General features: G+C 53.1%; 15 protein-coding genes and 2 pseudogenes. 7 read left to right on the top strand and 10 right to left on the bottom strand.

The features are described from left to right. Positions 1 to 74 precede the first annotated feature (74 nt). From dcp to guaD, 5 genes and pseudogenes are all read right to left on the bottom strand, one after another. Positions 75 to 2,126 carry a peptidyl-dipeptidase Dcp gene (gene dcp, locus HA45_RS26720; RefSeq protein ID WP_100700517.1) on the bottom strand — a complete coding sequence of 684 codons (2,052 nt, stop codon included), beginning with the start codon at positions 2,124 to 2,126 and terminating at the stop codon, positions 75 to 77. A 73-nt stretch (positions 2,127 to 2,199) separates the two neighbouring features. Beyond that, positions 2,200 to 2,982 (bottom strand): xanthine dehydrogenase accessory protein XdhC, encoded by a 783-nt coding sequence (gene xdhC / locus HA45_RS26715; RefSeq protein ID WP_100700518.1) that lies wholly within the window; start codon positions 2,980 to 2,982, stop codon positions 2,200 to 2,202. Continuing rightward, the gene (gene xdhB / locus HA45_RS26710; RefSeq protein WP_100700519.1) at positions 2,969 to 5,335 is read right to left on the bottom strand and encodes a xanthine dehydrogenase molybdopterin binding subunit; all 2,367 of its coding nucleotides are present in this window, start codon (positions 5,333 to 5,335) and stop codon (positions 2,969 to 2,971) included. Before xdhB ends, xdhC begins: the two co-directional genes overlap by 14 nt. Beyond that, positions 5,325 to 6,767 (bottom strand): xanthine dehydrogenase small subunit, encoded by a 1,443-nt coding sequence (gene xdhA, locus HA45_RS26705; RefSeq protein ID WP_100700520.1) that lies wholly within the window; start codon positions 6,765 to 6,767, stop codon positions 5,325 to 5,327. Before xdhA ends, xdhB begins: the two co-directional genes overlap by 11 nt. Then, positions 6,764 to 7,833, bottom strand: a pseudogene (gene guaD, locus HA45_RS26700) (guanine deaminase). The gene xdhA and the pseudogene guaD overlap by 4 nt, the downstream one beginning before the upstream one ends. Before the next feature lie 817 nt (positions 7,834 to 8,650). Here guaD and HA45_RS26695 point away from each other — a divergent pair. Then, positions 8,651 to 9,715, top strand: coding sequence for an alpha/beta fold hydrolase (locus tag HA45_RS26695; protein ID WP_100700522.1), 1,065 nt, complete (start codon positions 8,651 to 8,653; stop codon positions 9,713 to 9,715). Positions 9,716 to 9,829: 114 nt separating this feature from the next. Next, positions 9,830 to 11,449: a methyl-accepting chemotaxis protein gene (locus tag HA45_RS26690; protein WP_100700523.1), complete on the top strand. Its 1,620-nt coding sequence runs from the start codon at positions 9,830 to 9,832 to the stop codon at positions 11,447 to 11,449. Positions 11,450 to 12,329: 880 nt separating this feature from the next. Here HA45_RS26690 and HA45_RS26685 read toward each other — a convergent pair. From HA45_RS26685 to HA45_RS26675, 3 genes are all read right to left on the bottom strand, one after another. Continuing rightward, positions 12,330 to 12,623, bottom strand: coding sequence for a hypothetical protein (locus tag HA45_RS26685; RefSeq protein ID WP_100700525.1), 294 nt, complete (start codon positions 12,621 to 12,623; stop codon positions 12,330 to 12,332). Between the two features lie 149 nt (positions 12,624 to 12,772). After that, entirely contained in the window at positions 12,773 to 13,018 is a 246-nt protein-coding gene (gene ycgZ, locus HA45_RS26680; RefSeq protein ID WP_100700526.1) for a regulatory protein YcgZ, read from the bottom strand. Positions 13,019 to 13,215: 197 nt separating this feature from the next. Continuing rightward, a complete protein-coding gene (locus HA45_RS26675) occupies positions 13,216 to 13,497 on the bottom strand; it encodes a hypothetical protein (RefSeq protein ID WP_100700527.1) in 282 nt (93 codons plus the stop codon). Positions 13,498 to 13,921: 424 nt separating this feature from the next. Between HA45_RS26675 and ydfG the strand changes: the two genes are divergently transcribed. Next, entirely contained in the window at positions 13,922 to 14,668 is a 747-nt protein-coding gene (gene ydfG, locus HA45_RS26670) for a bifunctional NADP-dependent 3-hydroxy acid dehydrogenase/3-hydroxypropionate dehydrogenase YdfG (RefSeq protein ID WP_100700528.1), read from the top strand. A 35-nt stretch (positions 14,669 to 14,703) separates the two neighbouring features. Here the strand turns inward: ydfG and HA45_RS26665 are convergent. Further along, a pseudogene (locus HA45_RS26665) lies at positions 14,704 to 15,032 on the bottom strand (YnfA family protein). A 130-nt stretch (positions 15,033 to 15,162) separates the two neighbouring features. Here HA45_RS26665 and HA45_RS26660 point away from each other — a divergent pair. Further along, positions 15,163 to 15,498 (top strand): DUF1283 family protein, encoded by a 336-nt coding sequence (locus tag HA45_RS26660; protein ID WP_100700529.1) that lies wholly within the window; start codon positions 15,163 to 15,165, stop codon positions 15,496 to 15,498. 52 nt (positions 15,499 to 15,550) lie between these two features. After that, positions 15,551 to 15,847 (top strand): DUF1161 domain-containing protein, encoded by a 297-nt coding sequence (locus HA45_RS26655; RefSeq protein ID WP_100700530.1) that lies wholly within the window; start codon positions 15,551 to 15,553, stop codon positions 15,845 to 15,847. A 33-nt stretch (positions 15,848 to 15,880) separates the two neighbouring features. Here the strand turns inward: HA45_RS26655 and HA45_RS26650 are convergent, their stop codons facing one another. After that, complete coding sequence (locus tag HA45_RS26650) at positions 15,881 to 17,341, bottom strand: MDR family MFS transporter (RefSeq protein WP_100700531.1); 1,461 nt, start codon at positions 17,339 to 17,341, stop codon at positions 15,881 to 15,883. 425 nt (positions 17,342 to 17,766) lie between these two features. On the opposite strand from HA45_RS26650, the gene osmY reads away from it, so the two are divergent. Continuing rightward, on the top strand, positions 17,767 to 18,441 hold the full coding sequence (gene osmY / locus HA45_RS26645; protein ID WP_420849047.1) for an osmoprotectant ABC transporter permease OsmY: 675 nt from the start codon (positions 17,767 to 17,769) through the stop codon (positions 18,439 to 18,441). 16 nt (positions 18,442 to 18,457) lie between these two features. Next, positions 18,458 to 19,384: a glycine betaine ABC transporter substrate-binding protein gene (locus HA45_RS26640; RefSeq protein WP_100700533.1), complete on the top strand. Its 927-nt coding sequence runs from the start codon at positions 18,458 to 18,460 to the stop codon at positions 19,382 to 19,384. Positions 19,385 to 19,388 lie beyond the last annotated feature (4 nt).

The following is a 19,388-nucleotide window of genomic DNA, read 5'->3' as shown; positions in this document are numbered from 1 at the left end:
CCATGGCGCACCGCTGGAATGACCCCATACTCGTTGGAACGTCGGGGTTCACTACACGCCGTGCGCCCTGCTTATCACGCCTCTTCTAAACCGCGATTCTTCAGCATCGGACCAATCTCCGGTGCTTTGCCGCGCCACGCCAGCCACAGATGCTGCAGATCGCTGCTGTTACCGCGTGAAAGAATATGATCGCGGAAATGCTGGCCATTCTCACGGCTCAACCCACCACGTTCAACAAAGGCCTGATAACCATCATCGGCCAACATCTGCGTCCAGATATAGGCGTAATAACCGGCCGCATAGCCTCCGCCCCAGATATGACGGAAATAGGTGGAGCGATAACGCGGCGGTACGGTGGTTAACGCGATGTTTTCCACCGCCAGCGCCTGCAGTTCAAAGTGGCTGACGTCCTGCGGGTTGTCATGCGTGGTCAGCGAATGCCATTGCAGATCCAGCAATGCCGCCGCCAGCAGTTCGGTCATGTCGTAGCCCTTGTTGAACTTAGACGCGCGCACCATCTTCTCACGCAGCTCTACTGGCATCGCATCACCACTTTGGTAATGACGGGCGTAGTTGGCAAACACCGCTTCATCGCTGGCCCAGTGCTCATTAATCTGCGAAGGAAACTCAACGAAATCGCGCGGCGTTGCGGTGCCGGACAGGCTCGGATATCGCTGGGTGGCAAACAGGCCGTGCAGCGCATGGCCGAATTCGTGGAACAGCGTAATCACCTCATCCCAGCTGAGTAACGCGGGTTGCCCGGCCTGCGGTTTGGTGTAGTTGCAGACGTTGTAGATCACCGGTTTGGTGCCAAGCAGCGTGGTCTGATCAACGAAGTTGCTCATCCAGGCGCCGCCGCTTTTGTTATCACGCTTGTAGAAGTCGGTATAGAAAAGCGCCAGCGGCGTATCGTCAGCATCAAAGATTTCATAAACGTTGACGTCAGGATGATACACCGGCAGATCGTGTCGCTGCTGGAAGCGGATGCCAAACAGCTGGCTGGCGGACCAGAACACGCCCTTTTCCAGCACATTATTCAGCTCAAAGTACGGGCGGATTTGGCTCTCATCCAGGGCGTATTTGGCTTTTCTCACGTGTTCAGCGTAGAAATTCCAGTCCCAGGCGCGTAGCGGGAAAGTGTGGTGCTGCTGCTCGATGCGTTGCTGGATATCTGCCGCTTCTCGCTCGGCGCGGGCACGCGCAGCCGGAACGATGTTGCGCATAAATGCAAAGGCAGCATCCGGCGTTTTCGCCATCTGATCCTGCATGCTCCACTCGGCGTAAGTATTGAAACCGAGCAGCTTTGCCTGCTCTGCGCGCAGCTGTGCCATGCGTAATACAATCGCACGCGTGTCATTGTCATCGCCCTGTTCGCTGCGCGTGAGTGCCTGATTGAACAGTGCTTCACGCGTGGCGCGCACTTCCAGCGACTGCAACGCGGGCTGCTGCGTGGTGTTTTGCAACGCCAGCAACCATTCGCCGTGCAATCCACGTGCTTCCGCCGCAGCTTTGGCATGCGCCAGCTCTTCGTCACTCAATCCCGCCAGCGCCGCCACACTGCTCACCGTATACGCGCCCGCTTTGGTCGCCGCCAGCAGCTTGTTGCCAAAACGGGTGCTCAGCGTGGCGAGTTCCTGGTTGCAGGTGCGCAATTGCTCTTTATCCGCATCGTTCAGGCTGGCCCCGGCTAACTGGAAATGCTGCCAGGTCACTTCCACCAGGCGCATCGCCTCCGCATCCGGACAGGCTGAACCGCGATGCTGATAAACGCTGTCGAGGCGGGCAAACAGTTGGCTGTTGAGATGGATCTCATCATTTAGCGCCGTGAGTTTAGGCGTGATCAGCTCATCAACTTCCTGCAACACATCACTGGTGTTGGCTGAGGTCATCGCACCGAACACCAGATTAACGCGGCTCAGCAACTGCCCGCTGCGTTCCAGGGCTTCATAGGTGTTGGCAAAAGTAGCAGGTTCAGGATTGTTAGCGATGGCGGCAATTTCCTGACGCTTCTCTTCGATACCCGCTTCAAGCGCCGGGAGAAAATCGGCTTCCTCGATCAGGTCAAAAGGCGGAGTGTGATATGGCAATGAACTGACGGTGAAAAACGGATTGGCTCGTGAAGTCATTATCGCTCCTGATAATCAGCAACGCCGCAACCGGTGCGGCGGGATGCTTCTATCCTGGCAGTTTCAACGCCACTCAACAACCGCTCTGCTGACGCTGATACACACTGATGATCTCGCCCGCCACTGCCACGGCAATTTCCGCCGGCAGTTTGCCTTTCACATCCGGCAGTCCAAGTGGGCAGCGCAGCCGGGCCAGCGCATCCGCAGCAATGCCTTTGCCTTCCAGCCGATAGCGAAAGCGCTGGGCTTTGGTGGCCGAGCCGATAACACCGGCGTAGCGAAAATCGCCGCGCCGTAAAATGGCTTCACTCAAGGCCAAATCCAGCGGATGGTCGTGGGTCATCACAATGAAATAGCTGTCCGGCGCGGCTTCTTTAACGCAATCAATCGGGTCCTCCACCTGACGCACGGTGACGCCCGGCGGCACGTGGCGAAACTGGGCGGCGCGGCTATCAATCCAGGTGATGTGACAGGGTAACGTAGCCAGCAGGTTCACCAGCGCCTGGCCGACGTGGCCTGCGCCGTACAGCTGGATTTCGGGTTGCTGCTGCATCAGCGGTTCAAACAGCAGCGTGGCATGCCCGCCGCAACACTGGCCAAGGCGTGCGGCCAGCGCAAACTCTTCGCTGCGCGGCTCCACACAACGCTGTGCCAGCATGTCGCGCGCCAGCGCAATACACTGATATTCCAGATGGCCGCCGCCAATGGTGAGATAGGTGTCGCTGGCGCTGACCACCATTTTACTGCCACGATCGCGCGGGACCGATCCGCGCTGGCTCAGTACGGTGACTAAAACGCAGCTCTCACGTTTTTCGCGCAGACTGTGCAACACAGCGATCCAGTCATGATAAATCATCATCCGCTCCTGAGAGGCGCTGCACGCCCCAGAAAACGCGCTCCGGCGTGGCGGGGGCATCCAATTGCGGATGCCGGCGATAGTTATCCACGCTGGCAACCGCGTCCTGCAATGCACACCACACCGCAATGCCCAGCATAAACGGCGGCTCACCCACGGCTTTCGAATGGAACACCGTGTCCTGCGGATTTTTACGGTTCTCTACCAGCGTGACGCGCAAATCATGTGGGACATCGCTGATGGCGGGAATTTTGTAACTCGCCGGGCCGTCGGTGAGCAGCTTGCCCCGATCGTTCCACACCAGTTCTTCGCAGGTTAACCAGCCCATGCCCTGCACGAAACCGCCCTCCACCTGCCCAATATCCAGCGCCGGATTGAGCGAGGCGCCAACGTCATGCAGGATATCCGCCCGCAGCAAACGGTATTCGCCGGTTAGGGTATCCACCAACACTTCGCAGCACGCTGCGCCATATGCGAAGTAATAGAAAGGTTTGCCGCGTCCGGCGTTGCGGTCGTAATGGATGCCGGGCACTTTGTAAAATCCAGTGGCGGATAACGGTACCTGATTCAGCCACGCCTGCTGCGCCACCTGCGCAAAGGTGAAGTGCTGCTCGCCGACGCGCACAATGCCGTTGCTAAAGGAGACGGCGTCGGCCGTGCAGTGGTGCTGCTGACACAGCATCTCCGTCATGCGATCGCGCAATATCTGCGCGGCGTTCTGCGCCGCTTTGCCGTTGAGATCGGCCCCGCTGGAGGCCGCAGTCGGTGAGGTGTTCGGCACTTTACCAGTATCGGTTGCCGTGACCTGAATCTGGCTGATATCGATTTGCAGCACTTCTGCCACAATCTGCGCCACTTTGGTGTTCAATCCCTGACCCATTTCAGTGCCACCGTGATTAAGCTGCACCGTGCCATCGGTGTAAATCAAAATTAAGGCACCGGCCTGATTGAGGAAGTTGGAGGTAAAGGAGATGCCAAACTTCACCGGAGTTAAAGCCAGACCACGTTTCATAAAACGGTTGCTGGCGTTAAACGCGCTAATATCCGCCCGGCGCGTGGCGTAATCGCTGCTGGCTTCCAGCTGCTCCGTCATCTCCACCAGCAAATTATCCTCCACCTGCTGATGGTAATGGGTGATGTTGCGCTCCTGCTTGCCGTAATAGTTGCGCTTACGCAGTTCGAGTGGGTCCAGACCGCGCTCGCGGGCGATGTGATCCATGATCTGCTCAATCGCCACCATCCCCTGAGGGCCGCCAAACCCGCGATAGGCGGTATTTGACGCGGTGTGCGTGCGGCAGCGATAGCCGGTGATATGCGCATCACCCAGGTAATAGGCATTATCCGCGTGGAACATCGCACGATCGACGATCGATCCGCTGAGATCGAGGGAATAGCCGCAGTTACCCGCCAGATCGATTTTGACGCCGCAGAAGCGGCCCTCATCATCAAAACCGACATCGTAACGAACAAAGAACGGATGGCGCTTGCCGGTGATGCGCATGTCATCGCGTCGCGCCAGGCGCATTTTTGCCGGACGCCGCGTTTGTCGCGCGGCAATCGCACACAGGCAGGCCACGCCCGCAGCCTGCGTCTCTTTACCGCCAAATCCACCGCCCATCCGACGCATATCGATGGTGACTTTGTTCATGGTGATGTCCATCACTTCGGCCACCAGCTTCTGCACTTCAGTTGGGTTTTGCGTCGAGGAGAAAACCTGCAGGTTGTCATCTTCGCCAGGAATCACTAACGCGGTCTGCGTTTCCAGATAGAAGTGCTCCTGCCCGCCAATGTGGAATTCACCCTGAATGCGATGAGGCGCACGCGCCAGCGCCGCTTCAGCATCACCACGCTGATGAACGTGCGGCTGCTGCACAAAGTGATGCTGCTCCAGTGCGTCACGCACATCCAGAATCGCCGGCAACGGCTGGTATTCAATGATGGCGGCGGCGGCACCGGCGCGTGCGGCTTCAGGTGAATCCGCGGCCACCGCAATAACAATCTGACCGAGATACTCCACGGTATCCATTGCCAGTAACGGATCGCCCGGCTCTAACGGGCCCACATCATTCAGCCCCGGCACATCGCGCCAGGTTAGCACGCTCACCACGCCAGGCACGGCATAGCAAGGCTGCACATCGATATGTGTGATCCGCGCATGCGCATGTTCACTCAGACGCGGGCACAAATGCAGCAAACCAGGCAGATCCGGCCTGTCATCAATATAAATCGCTTCACCCGTGACGTGTTTATCGGCGCTTTCATGCTTCTGACTGCGGCCCACGCCGGTTTTCATTGCGCTGGCAAACTGGCTTTTTAATAACGTTTCGCTGAGTTCGGGTCGGTTATGAGACATAGCGCGCCACCTCGGTAAGGGTCAGTTCGCCACAGGTTTGCGCGTAGTAGCGACGCAACAGATTGCGTGCCACCTGCAAGCGGTAGTCGGCGCTGGCGCGGAAATCGCTTAGCGGCTGGAAATCCTGGCTAAGCGCCGCACAGGCTTGTTCAATGGATGATTGGTTCAGAGGCTGACCGATGAGGGCGGCCTCGGCTGCGGTTGCGCGTTTAGGCGTTGCCGCCATCCCGCCAAACGCCAGTCGCACCTGCTGCACCACACCCTTATCGAGCTGAATGTTAATGGCGATAAACACTGCCGAAATATCGTCATCCAGCCGTTTAGCGACTTTCCATGCCACAAAATTAGGTGACACCGTCACTTTAGGAATCACAATGGTACGGATGAATTCGCCTGGCTGCATCACCGTTTGCCGATAGCCGGTGAAGAACTGATCCAGCAGAACTTCACGTATATTTTCTCCCTGCTGCAACACCAGTCGCGCATTGAGTGCCAGCAGCATCGGCGCACAATCTCCGATGGGCGACGCGTTGCCGATATTACCGCCGAGCGTGCCTTGATTACGGATCTGCAAGGATGCAAAACGCTCCAGCGTGGCACTGAAGGCCGGTATTGTCGTGGCCAGGAAGTGATAGCAATGATGAAGCGGCGCAGCAGCGCCAAGATGAATCTCCTGTTCATCTTCAGTACAGACGCTTAACGCCTCAACCTGTTCCAGCGCGATTAGCAGCGGTAAACGTTGATACTGCTGGGTAATTTGTAATGTGAGGTCGGTGCCACCGGCCAACAGTCGCGCTTCAGGATACTGCTGATACAACGCCGCTAATTGTGCCAGGGTTTTAGGGACGAAACAGCGGCTACCGTTGGCTTCGAGAATTTGTACTTCCCGGTTATTCAACGCCTGTAAGCGCTGAACCAGTGCCGACTCATCCGCCCTAAAATTATCTTCTGCGGGTTGCTCACAGGCTTGCTGTGCGGCAGCCATAATTGGCCGATAACCCGTACAGCGACACAGATTGCCCGCTAATGCATGTTCAGCCTGCTGCTTATCCCAGCCCTGAGTATTTTTTTGCAGGGTAAAGAGCGACATGACAAAGCCTGGCGTGCAGTAGCCGCACTGCGAGCCGTGGCAATCCACCATCGCCTGCTGCACGCTGTGCAGTTCACGGCCCTGTTTCAAATCTTCCACGGTGATCAGCTGTTTGCCTTGCAGGCTGCTAACCAGCGTCAGGCAACTGTTGATGGCCTGATACTGCATACGCCCCGCCACCACTTTTCCCAGCGTCACCGTACAGGCGCCGCAGTCACCTGATGCGCAACCCTCTTTGGTCCCCCGCCGCTGTTGATGGCTGCGCAGGTAGTTAAGCACAGTCAGATTCGGGTCTAAGGCCGTTTCGGTGACCAGCCGATTATTCAGCAGAAACTGGATCATACGATTGCCTCTTCTCGGTCGCGCTGCCACACCGGTTTGCCACTGACCCAGGTTTGCGCAATATTGCGATCGTCTCCCAGCGTCATCATCACAAATAAGCGCTCCCAGATATCTTTGCTGTTGGCGCTACGCAGCTTTTGCAGCGGCGAAACCGCCGGGTCGATCACCACGAAATCCGCTTCTTTGCCGGGATTGAAGTTGCCAATCTTATCGTCGATATCCAGCGCATGCGCACCGCCCAGCGTCGCGTGGTAAAAGGCTTCGCAGGCGCTGAGTTTGTACTGTTGCAGCTGCCCAACTTTGTACGCTTCGCCCAGCGTTTGCAGCATATTAAAGGTGGTGCCTGCGCCAACATCGGTGCCGATGCCCATGCGCACGCCCTGCTGCCAGCAGCGTTTGATATTGAACAGGCCACTGCCAAGAAACAGGTTCGACGTCGGACAAAATGCGATGGAAGAGTCAGTCTCGTGCAGGCATTGCCATTCGTTCTCTTCCAGATGCAGGCAGTGCGCAAATACGCTGCGCTTACCCGTAAGCTGATGATGGTGGTAAACATCGAGATAGCCGTCCCGCTCCGGGAACAGCGATTTGACCCACGCGATCTCCTGCTGATTTTCGCTCAGGTGGGTGTGCAGCCAGATATCCGGGAACTCGCTGCGCAGTTGACGGACTTTTCCAGCAGTTCTGGCGAGGAAGTTGGCGCGAATCGTGGCGTCAGTGCGTAGCTCAGACGCCCACGCTGGTGCCAGCGTTCAATCAGCTCACGCGTGTCCTGATAGCTCTCTTCCGGCGTTTCAGTCAGATACTCCGGTGCGTTGCGGTCCATCATCACCTTTCCGGCAATCAGACGCATATCAAGCTGTTGCGCGGCCTGAAACAACGCATCGACCGATTGTTTGTGCACCGTACCAAACACCAGCGCGGTGGTGGTGCCGTTAGACAACAGTTGTTGCAGGAAGAAGGCCGACATCTGCGCCGCGTGATCCGGGCAGTGATATTGGCTCTCTACCGGGAAAGTATATTGGTTCAGCCACTCCAGCAGCTGTTCGCCAAATGCGCCAATCATCTCCGTTTGTGGGTAATGAATATGTGTATCCACAAAGCCCGGCACAATTAGCTTGCCGCGCAGATCGATCACCGTGGCGGCATCAACGCGCCCTTCCGCGATCTCCCAGCTTTCAAGCGACACCACCTTACCCTCGCGCAACGTCAGCAAGCCGTCTTCGAGGTAGCGCGCATGCGCAGCGATATCATCGGGCTGAGAAGCCAGTGCGGTGAAATCAAAAAAGCTGGCGCGCAGCAGCGTTTCAGAGGCGTAAGGCATAACGATTCCTTGAGAAGTAAGATTGCAGGTAATGGCCTTAAGAATTTATTGCAAGTGGCATGCCAAATATTGAATTGAATTATATTGTTAAATTTCAATGCCTTATCTATGCAGCCACCTTCCGTTCGGCAATTTATCATCGCAATCGAATGCGCAACCGATTGCGAAAAATAGCAAACGGTTGCTAATCCGTTGAGCGCGTTTGATGAGATGAAAATAGGTCTGAATGAGAGAGATGAGGGTCAATAGCCTGCGCTATTGAGGTGCAGTGCTGCACGCTTTTCGTGCGCGAATGTTGAAAGTAAGACGATGCGGGGCCGAAAATTTCGCACAGGGCTTAAAATATGAAAAGGCTGAATCTATTCGATATGAGAGAAAATCGTGCTACCGCCCAGATGTATTAGCTTAAGAACAACCGAATTAAATTCGTGTTGTTAAAACTCAAAAATTAAGATTATTGTCTGCTTTTCCTTTAATACCGTTGATATTAATTGGGATTTCTCTCTATTAAAACTAATATCTGCCCTCCAGGGGACACCATTACTTATGAGCGACATTTATGTTTAATCGCATGATATCAGGAGTGGCCAGTGCCATTCTGTTAGCTTTATCACCCTTAACGCACGCCGCCAGCTCATTAACCACGCCGACAGAAGCCGACTGGACCGCTAAAGAATTTAGCTTTAATAGCGGTGAAAAACTTAAAGATGTGCGCATTCACTACATTACTTTAGGTGATAAGAATAAACCAGCGGTATTATTACTGCACGGAACCAATCAACCTCTAAGCGCATTGCTGGCACCGGGGTTCGCCGGAGAGTTATTTGGTCCGGGACAAGCGCTGGATGCCAGCAAGTATTTTATTATCATTCCGGAAGGCATCGGATCCGGAAAGTCATCCAAGCCTTCTGATGGTTTGAAAATGACCTTCCCGCATTATGATTATGACGATATGGTGACGGCACAATATCGGCTGATTAAAGAAGGTTTAGGCATTTCGCATTTACGCCTGGTGATGGGCTATTCCATGGGCGGCATGCAAACGTGGCTGTGGGGTGAAAAATATCCCGGCATGATGGATGCACTGGTTCCTATGGCATCGCAGCCGAATGAGTTATCCGGTCGCAACTGGATGCTGCGCCGCATGCTAATTGAGTCGATCAAAGGCGATCCTGCCTGGGCAGAAGGCAACTATCAGCAGCAACCTCCTACTCTCAAAACCGCTAATATCATGTTCAGCATTGCCACCACCGGCGGCACGCTGGCTTATCAGCACAAAGCCCCGACGCGGGCGCTGGCGGATAAACTGGTGGATGCACGCCTTGCTGCGCCTGTCACGGCGGATGCCAACGATTTCATTTATATCTGGGGTTCATCGGCAAATTATAACGCGATGCCTGGATTAAGCCGCATTAGCGCGCCGATGCTGATCATTAATTCAGCAGATGATGAACGTAACCCGGTGGAAACCGGCATTCTGCAGAGTGAATTGCCTAAGATAAAGAAAGCAGAATTACTGCTTATTCCGGCCAGTGCGGAGACCAGCGGCCACGGCACCATGATGCAGGCGAAGTTTTATAATCAAAAACTCAAGAGCTTCCTGGCCACTGCCCCAACACCTTAAGCACTCATTTCGTTTCACAGCAGGAAGTCAGCCATACGCTTCCTGTTTTAATAAAAAAGTCATATTCGCCACTACCTTCATCTTTTTCAATTAAACGTTCTCAGGGAATAGTCTATGTTTCGTAGAATAAAGATCCGCACAGCGCTCAGCATCATGGTGTTTTCATTAACGGCACTGTTGCTGTTCGTGGGTATTTTAGGGTTATTTGCCGTGCAGTCCGGCAATAAATCTTTTGCCACCGTCGATACAGAAGTTTTGCCGGGACTGGTTGCGCTCAATGAAAGTTCAGAACTCTTATTACGCGGACGATTGGATTTGCGTTTATATGAATCATTGGTCGGCAGTGGTGACACAGAGAAAGCCAAAGTCGCGCTGGAACGCGCCAGAGGAAAGGTAGATAACGCCAGTGCTAAATGGCAGGAATACCTGAAATATCCGCAATCTCCGGCGGAGAAGCCAATTGCTGCTGAAATGGCAACGACGCGTGAGGCGCTGATGAAGGAGTTTATTGATCCGGCCTTTGCTGCACTTGAAGCAGGAAAACTGGATGAATATCGCCAGCGGGCGGGGAAATCCACCTCACTGTATGGCGCTTTTGATAAAGCCTCCAAAGCGCTGGTGGCGTTTAAAATCAACAGCATTGATGTCGCCTACAGCGACTCCAGCGATCGCGTCAATCGGATGGCGTTAACACTGTATATCTGCATCGCTTGTGCATTAGTGCTAGCCGGACTGGCCTGGTCGGTGATGACCAATCTGATCGTTAAGCCGCTCAATAACGTGATTACCGTATTTGATCGCATCGCCGAAGGAGACCTGCGCGCGCGCATCGACATTTCGGGCAGAAACGAAATCGCGCAGTTGTTTGCTGGCGTACAGCGTATGCGCGAAGGCCTGGTAAACATGGTGCTGATGGTCCGTAGTGGCACGGATGCGATTGGATCCGGTGTGGAAGAGATCGCCACCGGTAATATCGATCTTTCCAGCCGCACCGAACAGCAGGCGGCTTCTCTGGATGAGACGGCTTCCAGCATGGAGCAGATTATGGCCACGGTGAAAAACAACGAGGACAACACGCGCAAGGCCAACGCCCTGTCGCAGAAGGCCTCCGATTCTGCGTCGCGTGGCGCAACGGTGGTGTCGGAAGTGGTGACCACCATGAGTTCAATCGAGAAAAGCTCGGCTAAAATTGGCGACATTGTCGGAGTGATCGATGGCATTGCGTTTCAGACCAACCTGCTGGCCCTTAATGCGGCCGTTGAAGCCGCACGCGCCGGTGAAGCAGGACGCGGTTTTGCGGTGGTCGCTTCAGAAGTTCGGGTGCTGGCACAGCGCAGCGCCACCGCCGCGAAGGAGATTGGCCTGATGATCAATGACTCGCTGAACAATATTGAGCAGGGTTCAGGATTGGTCAAAGATGCTGGCATTACCATGAATGAAGTGATGCTCGATGTGAAGAAAGTGGTCGATATCATGGATGAAGTGATGCTGGCCTCCGGCGAGCAGACCCGCGGTATCTCGCAGATCAATATCGCTATCCAGCAGATGGATGGTGTGACCCAGCAGAATGCCTCGCTGGTGGCTGAAGTGGCTACCGCTGCCAGCTCATTGCAACAGCAAGTGGTGAATTTGCAGCAGTCAGTGACGCAGTTCCAGGTTGAAGAGGACGCCGCGCCATTAACCCCTGACTACGCTTCAGATCGACATCAGATGGCCTTAACACCATTTAGTTAAGCGTCTGTACCTGACCGTCACCGGCTATCTAACTGGGTGACGGTCAAAATCCCCCTTCTTTATTATCCGCTAATCAAAACGCCGTTGTCGTTTAACTCAGTTTAAATTCAGGGTTCAAGGTCCTTGAGACCGCACCCTATTTAAATGTCTTTCGCGCAGCAACGCTATATCCTGAAAAACGGCATGAAATCATTGCTCTTACCCTGTTCAATGCCGCTAGCGTGAAAGCCGCAGCACGTAGCGCCTCGCTTAAATTGACTTGTGCGCTCGCCTTAAGTTTATTTTCCATTTTTGCAGCATTTAAGAAGTGGGAAAACATCAATAGCTTAAAATTAACGCCTTAAGACAATTAATTAAGCGGAGCGGCATCTGTTAGAAAACTCATACTTAACAGTCACGTTGCATTGAATTCTTCTTAATAGTGAGTGTGCGTTTTTTCAGCGAAAGAAATAAAGAGGTATGAGAGTAGGCTTTGATATGTCAGACTGTTTTTTTAAATCAGAGTGCGGGGGCGCGGTGTTAAACGATGATGCCCATATCACCAAGGACATTTTGGCTCTATTAGGCTCAACAATGTCGGAATTTATTCGGAGTGGTCTTTCCTTTGAGGCTCACGACATCTCCATCACTCTCCAGAGGCTCAAAGAGAATGAAGCAGACAGCGTGGTTATTGAACGGTACGAAACGCTGATCCGGTTGTTGTCAAAGATGATGCATTGATCAATAGGCTATCCAGCACAGTTATCAGGGATTAAATCCGGCTCAAACGTTCGGCTAAGTCAGTTTTAGTTAAGACGTGGGTAATATCGCTCATATTCTGAATGATTTTTCCAATATTATTTTTCCCGAACATACGACATCCGCATTTAGCACAATACACTTAATGCTTACTGTTTCTGTCTGAATGCGTCGATTCAGTATAAAGGCGCTGAGTGCTTTTAATTTCTTTATCTGTTCGCTGCCTCGTAGCATCACCTTCTATAACACTTTTTCTGACTTCTGCTATTGTCAGCGCGAGGAGTTCCTGCCGTTCAGGATTGTTCGAGATATCCTTCATAGATTGAAGCTGTTCTAAGAGGGCTCTGAAAGAAATTGGACCCGCTTTCTGTAACAGCGTTAAGGTCGCTTCACCCAGAATCTCATCAATTAATTGCTGACGTTCAATGTTGTTCATATTCTTCTCTTTCACGGCTCAAAATTTGCTATTTCCGTCACTACATCTTCAGACTGCATCTGGCAGCCTGAAGATGTTACAGCGGGTTAATATCACAGCATGCAAATTCGGAGAGGAGGAGCAGTCGATTTTTGCCATAAAATTGTCTATTAATCTTCTCGATCAAACAAAAGACCAATCAGTTGGTGGTAATGGTGCTCTTCTTCGGCACTAGAGGAGACTTCCATTCGACGCAGAAGCTTAGTGCAAAGAGATTTTCGGTTTAAATTTCTACCCTCTCTGAGGATTTCAACAACAATCTGGCCAAGCGTTTCCTGCTGAGATGGCAGGGAAGCTTTACTAAAATAAAGAGCAATGGCTTCAGTTGAGTTCTGAGCATATCCATTTTGGCGCATGTGTTAACCCTCTCAAGTTACTCAGGCAAGCTTGCCTGTAAAGTTGTACAGCCTCACGCAAAGCTGTACAAAATATATAAATCACGCGCCATCTTTTTTTGCAAAAAGTGCTACATCGCCCATTTAAAATTCAGGATGACGAAATCCCTCATGCGACAAGGGCACTGAAATGCTTATGGATCTGCGCGCAGGCAGGATTAATCGCTACTTTTCGCGCAATCTGACCCGATAAGAGATATGCCGTGTTCACCCTGTATAAGTTCACCGACAGGGGAATGATGACTCGGCTCGCCGGACGACAATGGGCGGTAATCATGCAGCCAATCTATTGCTGAGAAAATCGCCTGTTTCTGCAGAATTGAAGCGGCTTCGTCGGCCATGGTGCGAAGTTGAATATTCAACTGCACAACATTGATTTTTTCTCGGCGTACGAGAATCTGGTAAGCAGCTTCGCCTAAAATTTTATCTAAGTTGTCCACCGTTATATCTCCTGAGAATCTGGCTATGCTTCGACCTCAAGCAAAATTGTAGCTCATAGTGGAATATAAACGAAACGCCATGGATTTTTCACTCGTTATATCATGATGTTATCCGCCATCCTGAGTGATGGACTTGAGCGCTATCTATTAACTTCCTTAATCATCCAGCCTCCCGTTAGACGCCTGCTAGAGGTGCTAATCCCATATTTGTCGCAAAGCAGATAGGTCATGAGCAGGCGCTGATGGTTTATGATAGGGTCGGTAAAACGGGAAGCTGAATTTCTGTCTGAACAAGCTAGCGAAATCAGATGATAAACAATGAATGCGATTGCAGCCCTGCGACATTCACAAGAGTTTCATTGTTGGTTTTATATTTAAAATCAATTGGTTAACATTGACGTACAATTGCTTAAGGAACAGTGAGATGATTATTTTTGTTACTGGCGCCACCGCGGGTTTTGGTCAAAGTATTACTCGTCGCTTTATTGCTAATGGCCATAAAGTGATTGCCAGCGGACGCCGCGCTGAGCGTTTGAAAGAGTTGAAAGATGAGCTTGGCGACAATCTGTACACCGTTCAACTGGATGTGCGTAACCGCGCCGCCATCGATGAAGTGATTGCCGCGTTACCGGCTGAATGGCGCAATATTGATGTCCTGGTGAACAACGCCGGTCTGGCGCTGGGCGTGGAACCCGCTCATAAAGCTAATATTGAAGACTGGGAAAACATGATCGACACCAACAACAAAGGATTGGTGTACATGACGCGTGCGGTACTGCCCGCCATGGTAGAGCGCAATGTCGGACATATCGTTAACATCGGTTCTATCGCTGGCAGCTGGCCTTATCAGGGCGGCAATGTTTATGGCGCGACCAAAGCGTTCGTACGCCAGTTCAGCTTGAACCTGCGTACCGATTTGCACGGTACCGCCCTGCGCGTCACCGATATCGAACCGGGCCTGGTGGGCGGCACTGAGTTTTCCAATGTGCGCTTCAAAGGGGATGATGGTCGTGCAGATGCCGTTTACGAAGGCACCACCGCGCTGACAGCAGAAGATGTTACTGAAGCGGTGTATTGGGTGACGACGCTGCCTAAGCACGTCAATATCAATACGCTGGAGATCATGCCGGTGTCGCAGACGCTGGCCGGCTTGAAAATACATAAAGGCTGATGGATATCAGAGGGCGCATATGCTGCGCCCTTCGCTTACGCCCGGCCCCAACCGGCGACAATAATCAACATGCCGCTAAACGCGACCAATGCGCCCACCCAATCCCACGTACTGAGCTTGACGCCATCTATCACGCGCAGCCAAATCAGCGCCGTCACCACATAAACACCACCGTAAGCGGCATACACGCGACCGCTCGCCGCCGGATGTAGCGTCAGCAGCCAGACAAACAGGACCAGACTCACCGCGGCAGGCAGCAATAACCACGCGGTCATCCCCTTCTTCAGCCACAGCCACGGCAGGAAACAGCCAACAATTTCGGCAATCGCAGTTAAAAAAACAGTAAAGTGGTTTTCACCAGCATAGAAAATCTCTCTCTCGCCTAAACAAAAGGCTCACCGCTGGTGAGCAAAGTTGCAGCGATGATATACTAGCTCCCATGGTTGTGACAGCCGGGTTTCTGGCTGTGCTGGTGTTAACTAAAGGAAATCACAATGAAAAATCTGTTTTCTCTCATGCTGACCGTGGCTATAAGCGCCAGCGCGCTGCTGGCCGCACCGCTGGCGTCAGCGCAAACTGACCGCCTGATTATCGAAAATGGCAACAGTGCTTCCAGCAACGAAGCCGCGCGTCAAAGCAAAGAACAGTGGAACGACACAAAAAATCTGCGCAATAAGGTCAATACGCGCGTCGAGAAAGAGTTCGATAAAACCGATAAGGCTTTTGACACCCGTGACAGCTGCGAGAAAAGCTATAACGTCAATGCGTATTGGGAACCGAATACCCTGCGCTGCCTTGATCGTCGTAGCGGTCGTCCGGTCGCACCTTAATTCGCTGTTGCTGCTATAGTTTTCAAGGGAATTCAGAACCAAGGAGAGAGTGATGAAAAAACGTAATGCAGTAATGTTGATGGCGATGCTGGCGCTACCGGTGCTGGCACAGGCCTCTTGTGAAAGCGTCAAAGCGGATATCAGCAAGAAGATCGTCAGTAACGGCGTGGCCGAATCGGATTTCTCGCTGGATATCGTGCCTAACGATCAGGCGGATCAAGCGGGCGGCCAGGTGGTCGGTCATTGCGAAAATGACAGCCAGAAAATCGTTTACAAGAAAAATGGCCGCGACACCGAAAGTGATGTCCCGGCAAGCGCAGGCAGTTCACAGGATGCCCCCGCGCAGTAGTCTGATTAACGGGCGGCTAATGGCCGCCCTTTTCTATTCTGCCTCTGGACGCTGGCGCGGCATCAACCACGCAATCCACAACGTCAACATCGCAATCACCAACGACACCACAAAGACCCAATGCAGCGAGGCGGCGATCTGACTGGTCCACTGATGCAACGTGGCTTCTGGCAGAGATTGACGGCTCTCATGTGACATGATTTGCTGCATCGGATCGTTGGCCTGCGGCAAACGCTGCGCAAGGTTAACGTTCAGAACCGCCCCCATCAACGCAGTGCCGATGGCCGAACCCAGCATGCGGCTAAACATAATTGAGGCGGTGCAGATGCCACGAATGTCGTAATGCGCGTGGTTCTGCACCGACACCAAAAAGGTGGTGCTGGTCATGCCCATGCCGGTGCCGATGACAAAAGCGGTGAGTCCGGCTTGCATGATTGAACTGTCAGTACGCAACAGCAGCAACAGCGCACTGCCGGCAACTAGCAAAAATGCCCCGAGCTGCGCGGTAAAACGATAAGACGTGACCAGCATCAATCGGCCACTCAGCGTACTGGCGAGCGGCCAGCCAATCGACATCATCGCCAGCGCGCTGCCCGCCTGCAGCGGCGTGCCACCGGTGATGCCCTGAATCCACGTCGGCAGAAAAGCACTGATGCCCATCATGGTGGCACCGATAATCAGATTGCCCGCGTTGCCTGCCAAAATTAAACGACTGCGCCAGATAGCCAGAGGAAACAGCGGTGCCTCAGCACGTTGTTCGTGCTGTTTTAACTGCCAGCCCGCCAGCAGTGCTAATAACAGGAAAGCCAACAGCCAATAGCCGAGGGCATCCGCCTGCAACAACGCAACCAACAGCGCGGTGACACAAATCATCAGCCAGCAGCTGCCGGTAAGATTCAGGGTTGCCTCTTTGTGATGCTCACGCGCCGGTAAAAACCGCGCGAGCAGCAGCATGGAAAACAGGCCGATTGGCACGTTGACCCAGAAAATCACCGACCAGTTAAAGTGCTGTACCAGCCAGGCGCCGCTCAATGGCCCAATAATCGCCGCTACGCCCCACACGCTGGATAGCCAGCCCTGAACGTTGGCACGCTCGCGCGGAGAATAGATGTCGGCCACGATGGTGCTGGTGAGCGGCATGATGGCACCGGCTCCGAGCCCCTGAAACGCGCGGAACAGGATTAGCCACGTCATGCTGTGCGCAAAACCGCATAGCACGGATCCGATCAGGAACAGTGATACGCCGATGAAGAACAGTCTTTTGCGGCCCCACATATCCGCCAGCCGACCATAGATCGGAACACTCACCGCCTGCGTCAGCAGATAGATAGAGAAGACCCAGCCAAACTGCGAGAACCCGCCGAGTTCGGCAATGATGGTGGGCATCGCGGTCGCCACGATGGTGACTTCAATCGCGGCCATAAACATCGCTAACATGCAGGCGATGAGTATCCAGTGGCGATGTTCCGTGTTCAATTCTGCAGTTTCAGTCATAGGTCTCCCTTTTTTGTTTCAAGGCTAGCTGATTTTCCTTCACCCCAGTTTCCTCTGCGTGCGCCCTCGTTGTGACAACGTCACCCATTTCGATGAATTTTTTTTATTGTCAGCCAATCCCCTATTTCATGCGGCTTGAGCCGGATTTTGCCACCCTTCTATCTGTCTGATTTTGCCGTAAAAACTGGCGCTCTACACTAAGCATTGCTATAGCTTTTAACACCACTTTCCAGTTATTCACTGGAAAAGCAGTATCTAACAGTCATTTTAACTGCAATTTAATGGGTCGAAGGATTTTCGTATGCGGTTATTGTTCGCTACGCCTTCAACCGTGAAATGACATCACACGATCGAACAATTTGTCGAATCAGGGAGACTCTCGCATGCAAAATGCATCGCTCGTCCGTCAGGCCGGGCTGGCACTGATGGCTATCGTCGCGGTGATTGCACTGCTGGTTTGGGGCATCGGATTTAACACACTGCGCGACCGCCAGGAAGACCTCATTTATCTGGGTCAGCAGCATATGTTCCTGGTGTTTTGGTCAATGTTGTTCGCGCTGCTGGTCGGCATTCCCAGTGGTGTGTTATTGAGCCGCCCCTTCGCCCGCCGCTGGGCAGAGTACGTGATGCAGATTTTCAATGTCGGCAACACCTTGCCACCGCTGGCAGTACTGGCATTGGCGATGGTCATCGTCGGCATTGGTGACCGCCCGGCCATCATCGCGCTGTTCCTCGCCTCCTTGTTACCCATTGTGCGTAATACCTTTGCCGGTTTAAGCGCGGTGCCGCCGTCGCTGATCGAAGCCGCTAACGGTATCGGCATGACTAAGTTTCAGCGTCTGCTTCAGGTAGAAATTCCCAACGCCTTGCCAGTGATTCTGGCAGGTGTGCGCATCGCCACGGCCATCAATGTCGGTACTGCACCGCTGGCCTTCCTGATTGGTGCCAGCAGCTATGGTGAACTGATTTTCCCCGGCATCTATCTCAATGACTTCCCGACTTTGATTCTCGGTGCTGTGGCCACTGCGCTGTTTGCACTGATCCTCGACATGCTGCTGGCAGCGTTGGGTCGTTTCCTCAGCCCGCACTCTGCGGCTTAACACAAGGAGCTAAGTGATGGGTAAAACGCATAATTTAACAAGCTGGGTGAAACACACCGCGCTGGCACTGGCCGCCACGCTCGCCATCAGCCAAACCGCTGCCGCAGCAACGCCAATTGTGATGGCGACCAAGAGCTTTACCGAGCAGCATATTTTGTCTGCTATGACCGTGCTCTGGCTGCAAAAGAAAGGTTTCCAGGTGGTTCCCAAGACCAATATCGCCACCACCATTGGTCGTAACGCGATGATCAATAAACAAATTGATATGACCTGGGAGTATACCGGCACATCGCTCATTATCTTTAATCACATCAACAAACCGATGTCTTCAGAAGAGGCTTATAAAACCGTTAAACAGCTTGATGCCAAATTGGGTTTGGTCTGGCTCGACCCCGCGCCAATGAACAATACCTATGCGTTTGCCATGCAGCGTGACCGTGCTGATAAAGAAGGCATCAGCACCATGTCTCAACTGGTTGCCAAACTGGAACAGGTGCGCAAAACCGACCCTGACCACAACTGGAAGCTAGGACTCGACTTAGAGTTCTCCGGCCGTTCCGATGGCCTGAAGCCGTTACAAAAAGCCTACAACATGCCGCTGGATCGCCCGCAGATTCGCCAAATGGATCCGGGGTTGGTGTACAACGCAGTGCGCGATGGTTTCGTTGATGCGGGCTTGATTTATACCACCGATGGCCGTGTAAAAGGCTTTGAACTCAAGGTGCTGGAAGATGATAAGCACTTCTTCCCAAGTTACAACGTCACGCCAGTCGTGCGCAAGGATGTGCTGGAAAGCCATCCGGGACTTGACGCAGCACTCAATCAACTGTCACCGCTGATCACTGACGAAGCGATTACCGAGATGAACAAGCGTGTTGATATCGATCACCAGTCATATCAGCAGGTGGCGCGTGATTTCCTTCAATCTAAAAACATGCTGTAAGGAG

The sequence above is a fragment of the Pantoea rodasii genome, assembly GCF_002095465.1.
Lineage (GTDB): Bacteria > Pseudomonadota > Gammaproteobacteria > Enterobacterales > Enterobacteriaceae > Pantoea > Pantoea rodasii.
The sequence above is the reverse complement of the archived record's forward strand: the minus strand, read 5'-3'. Positions and strand labels throughout refer to the sequence as shown.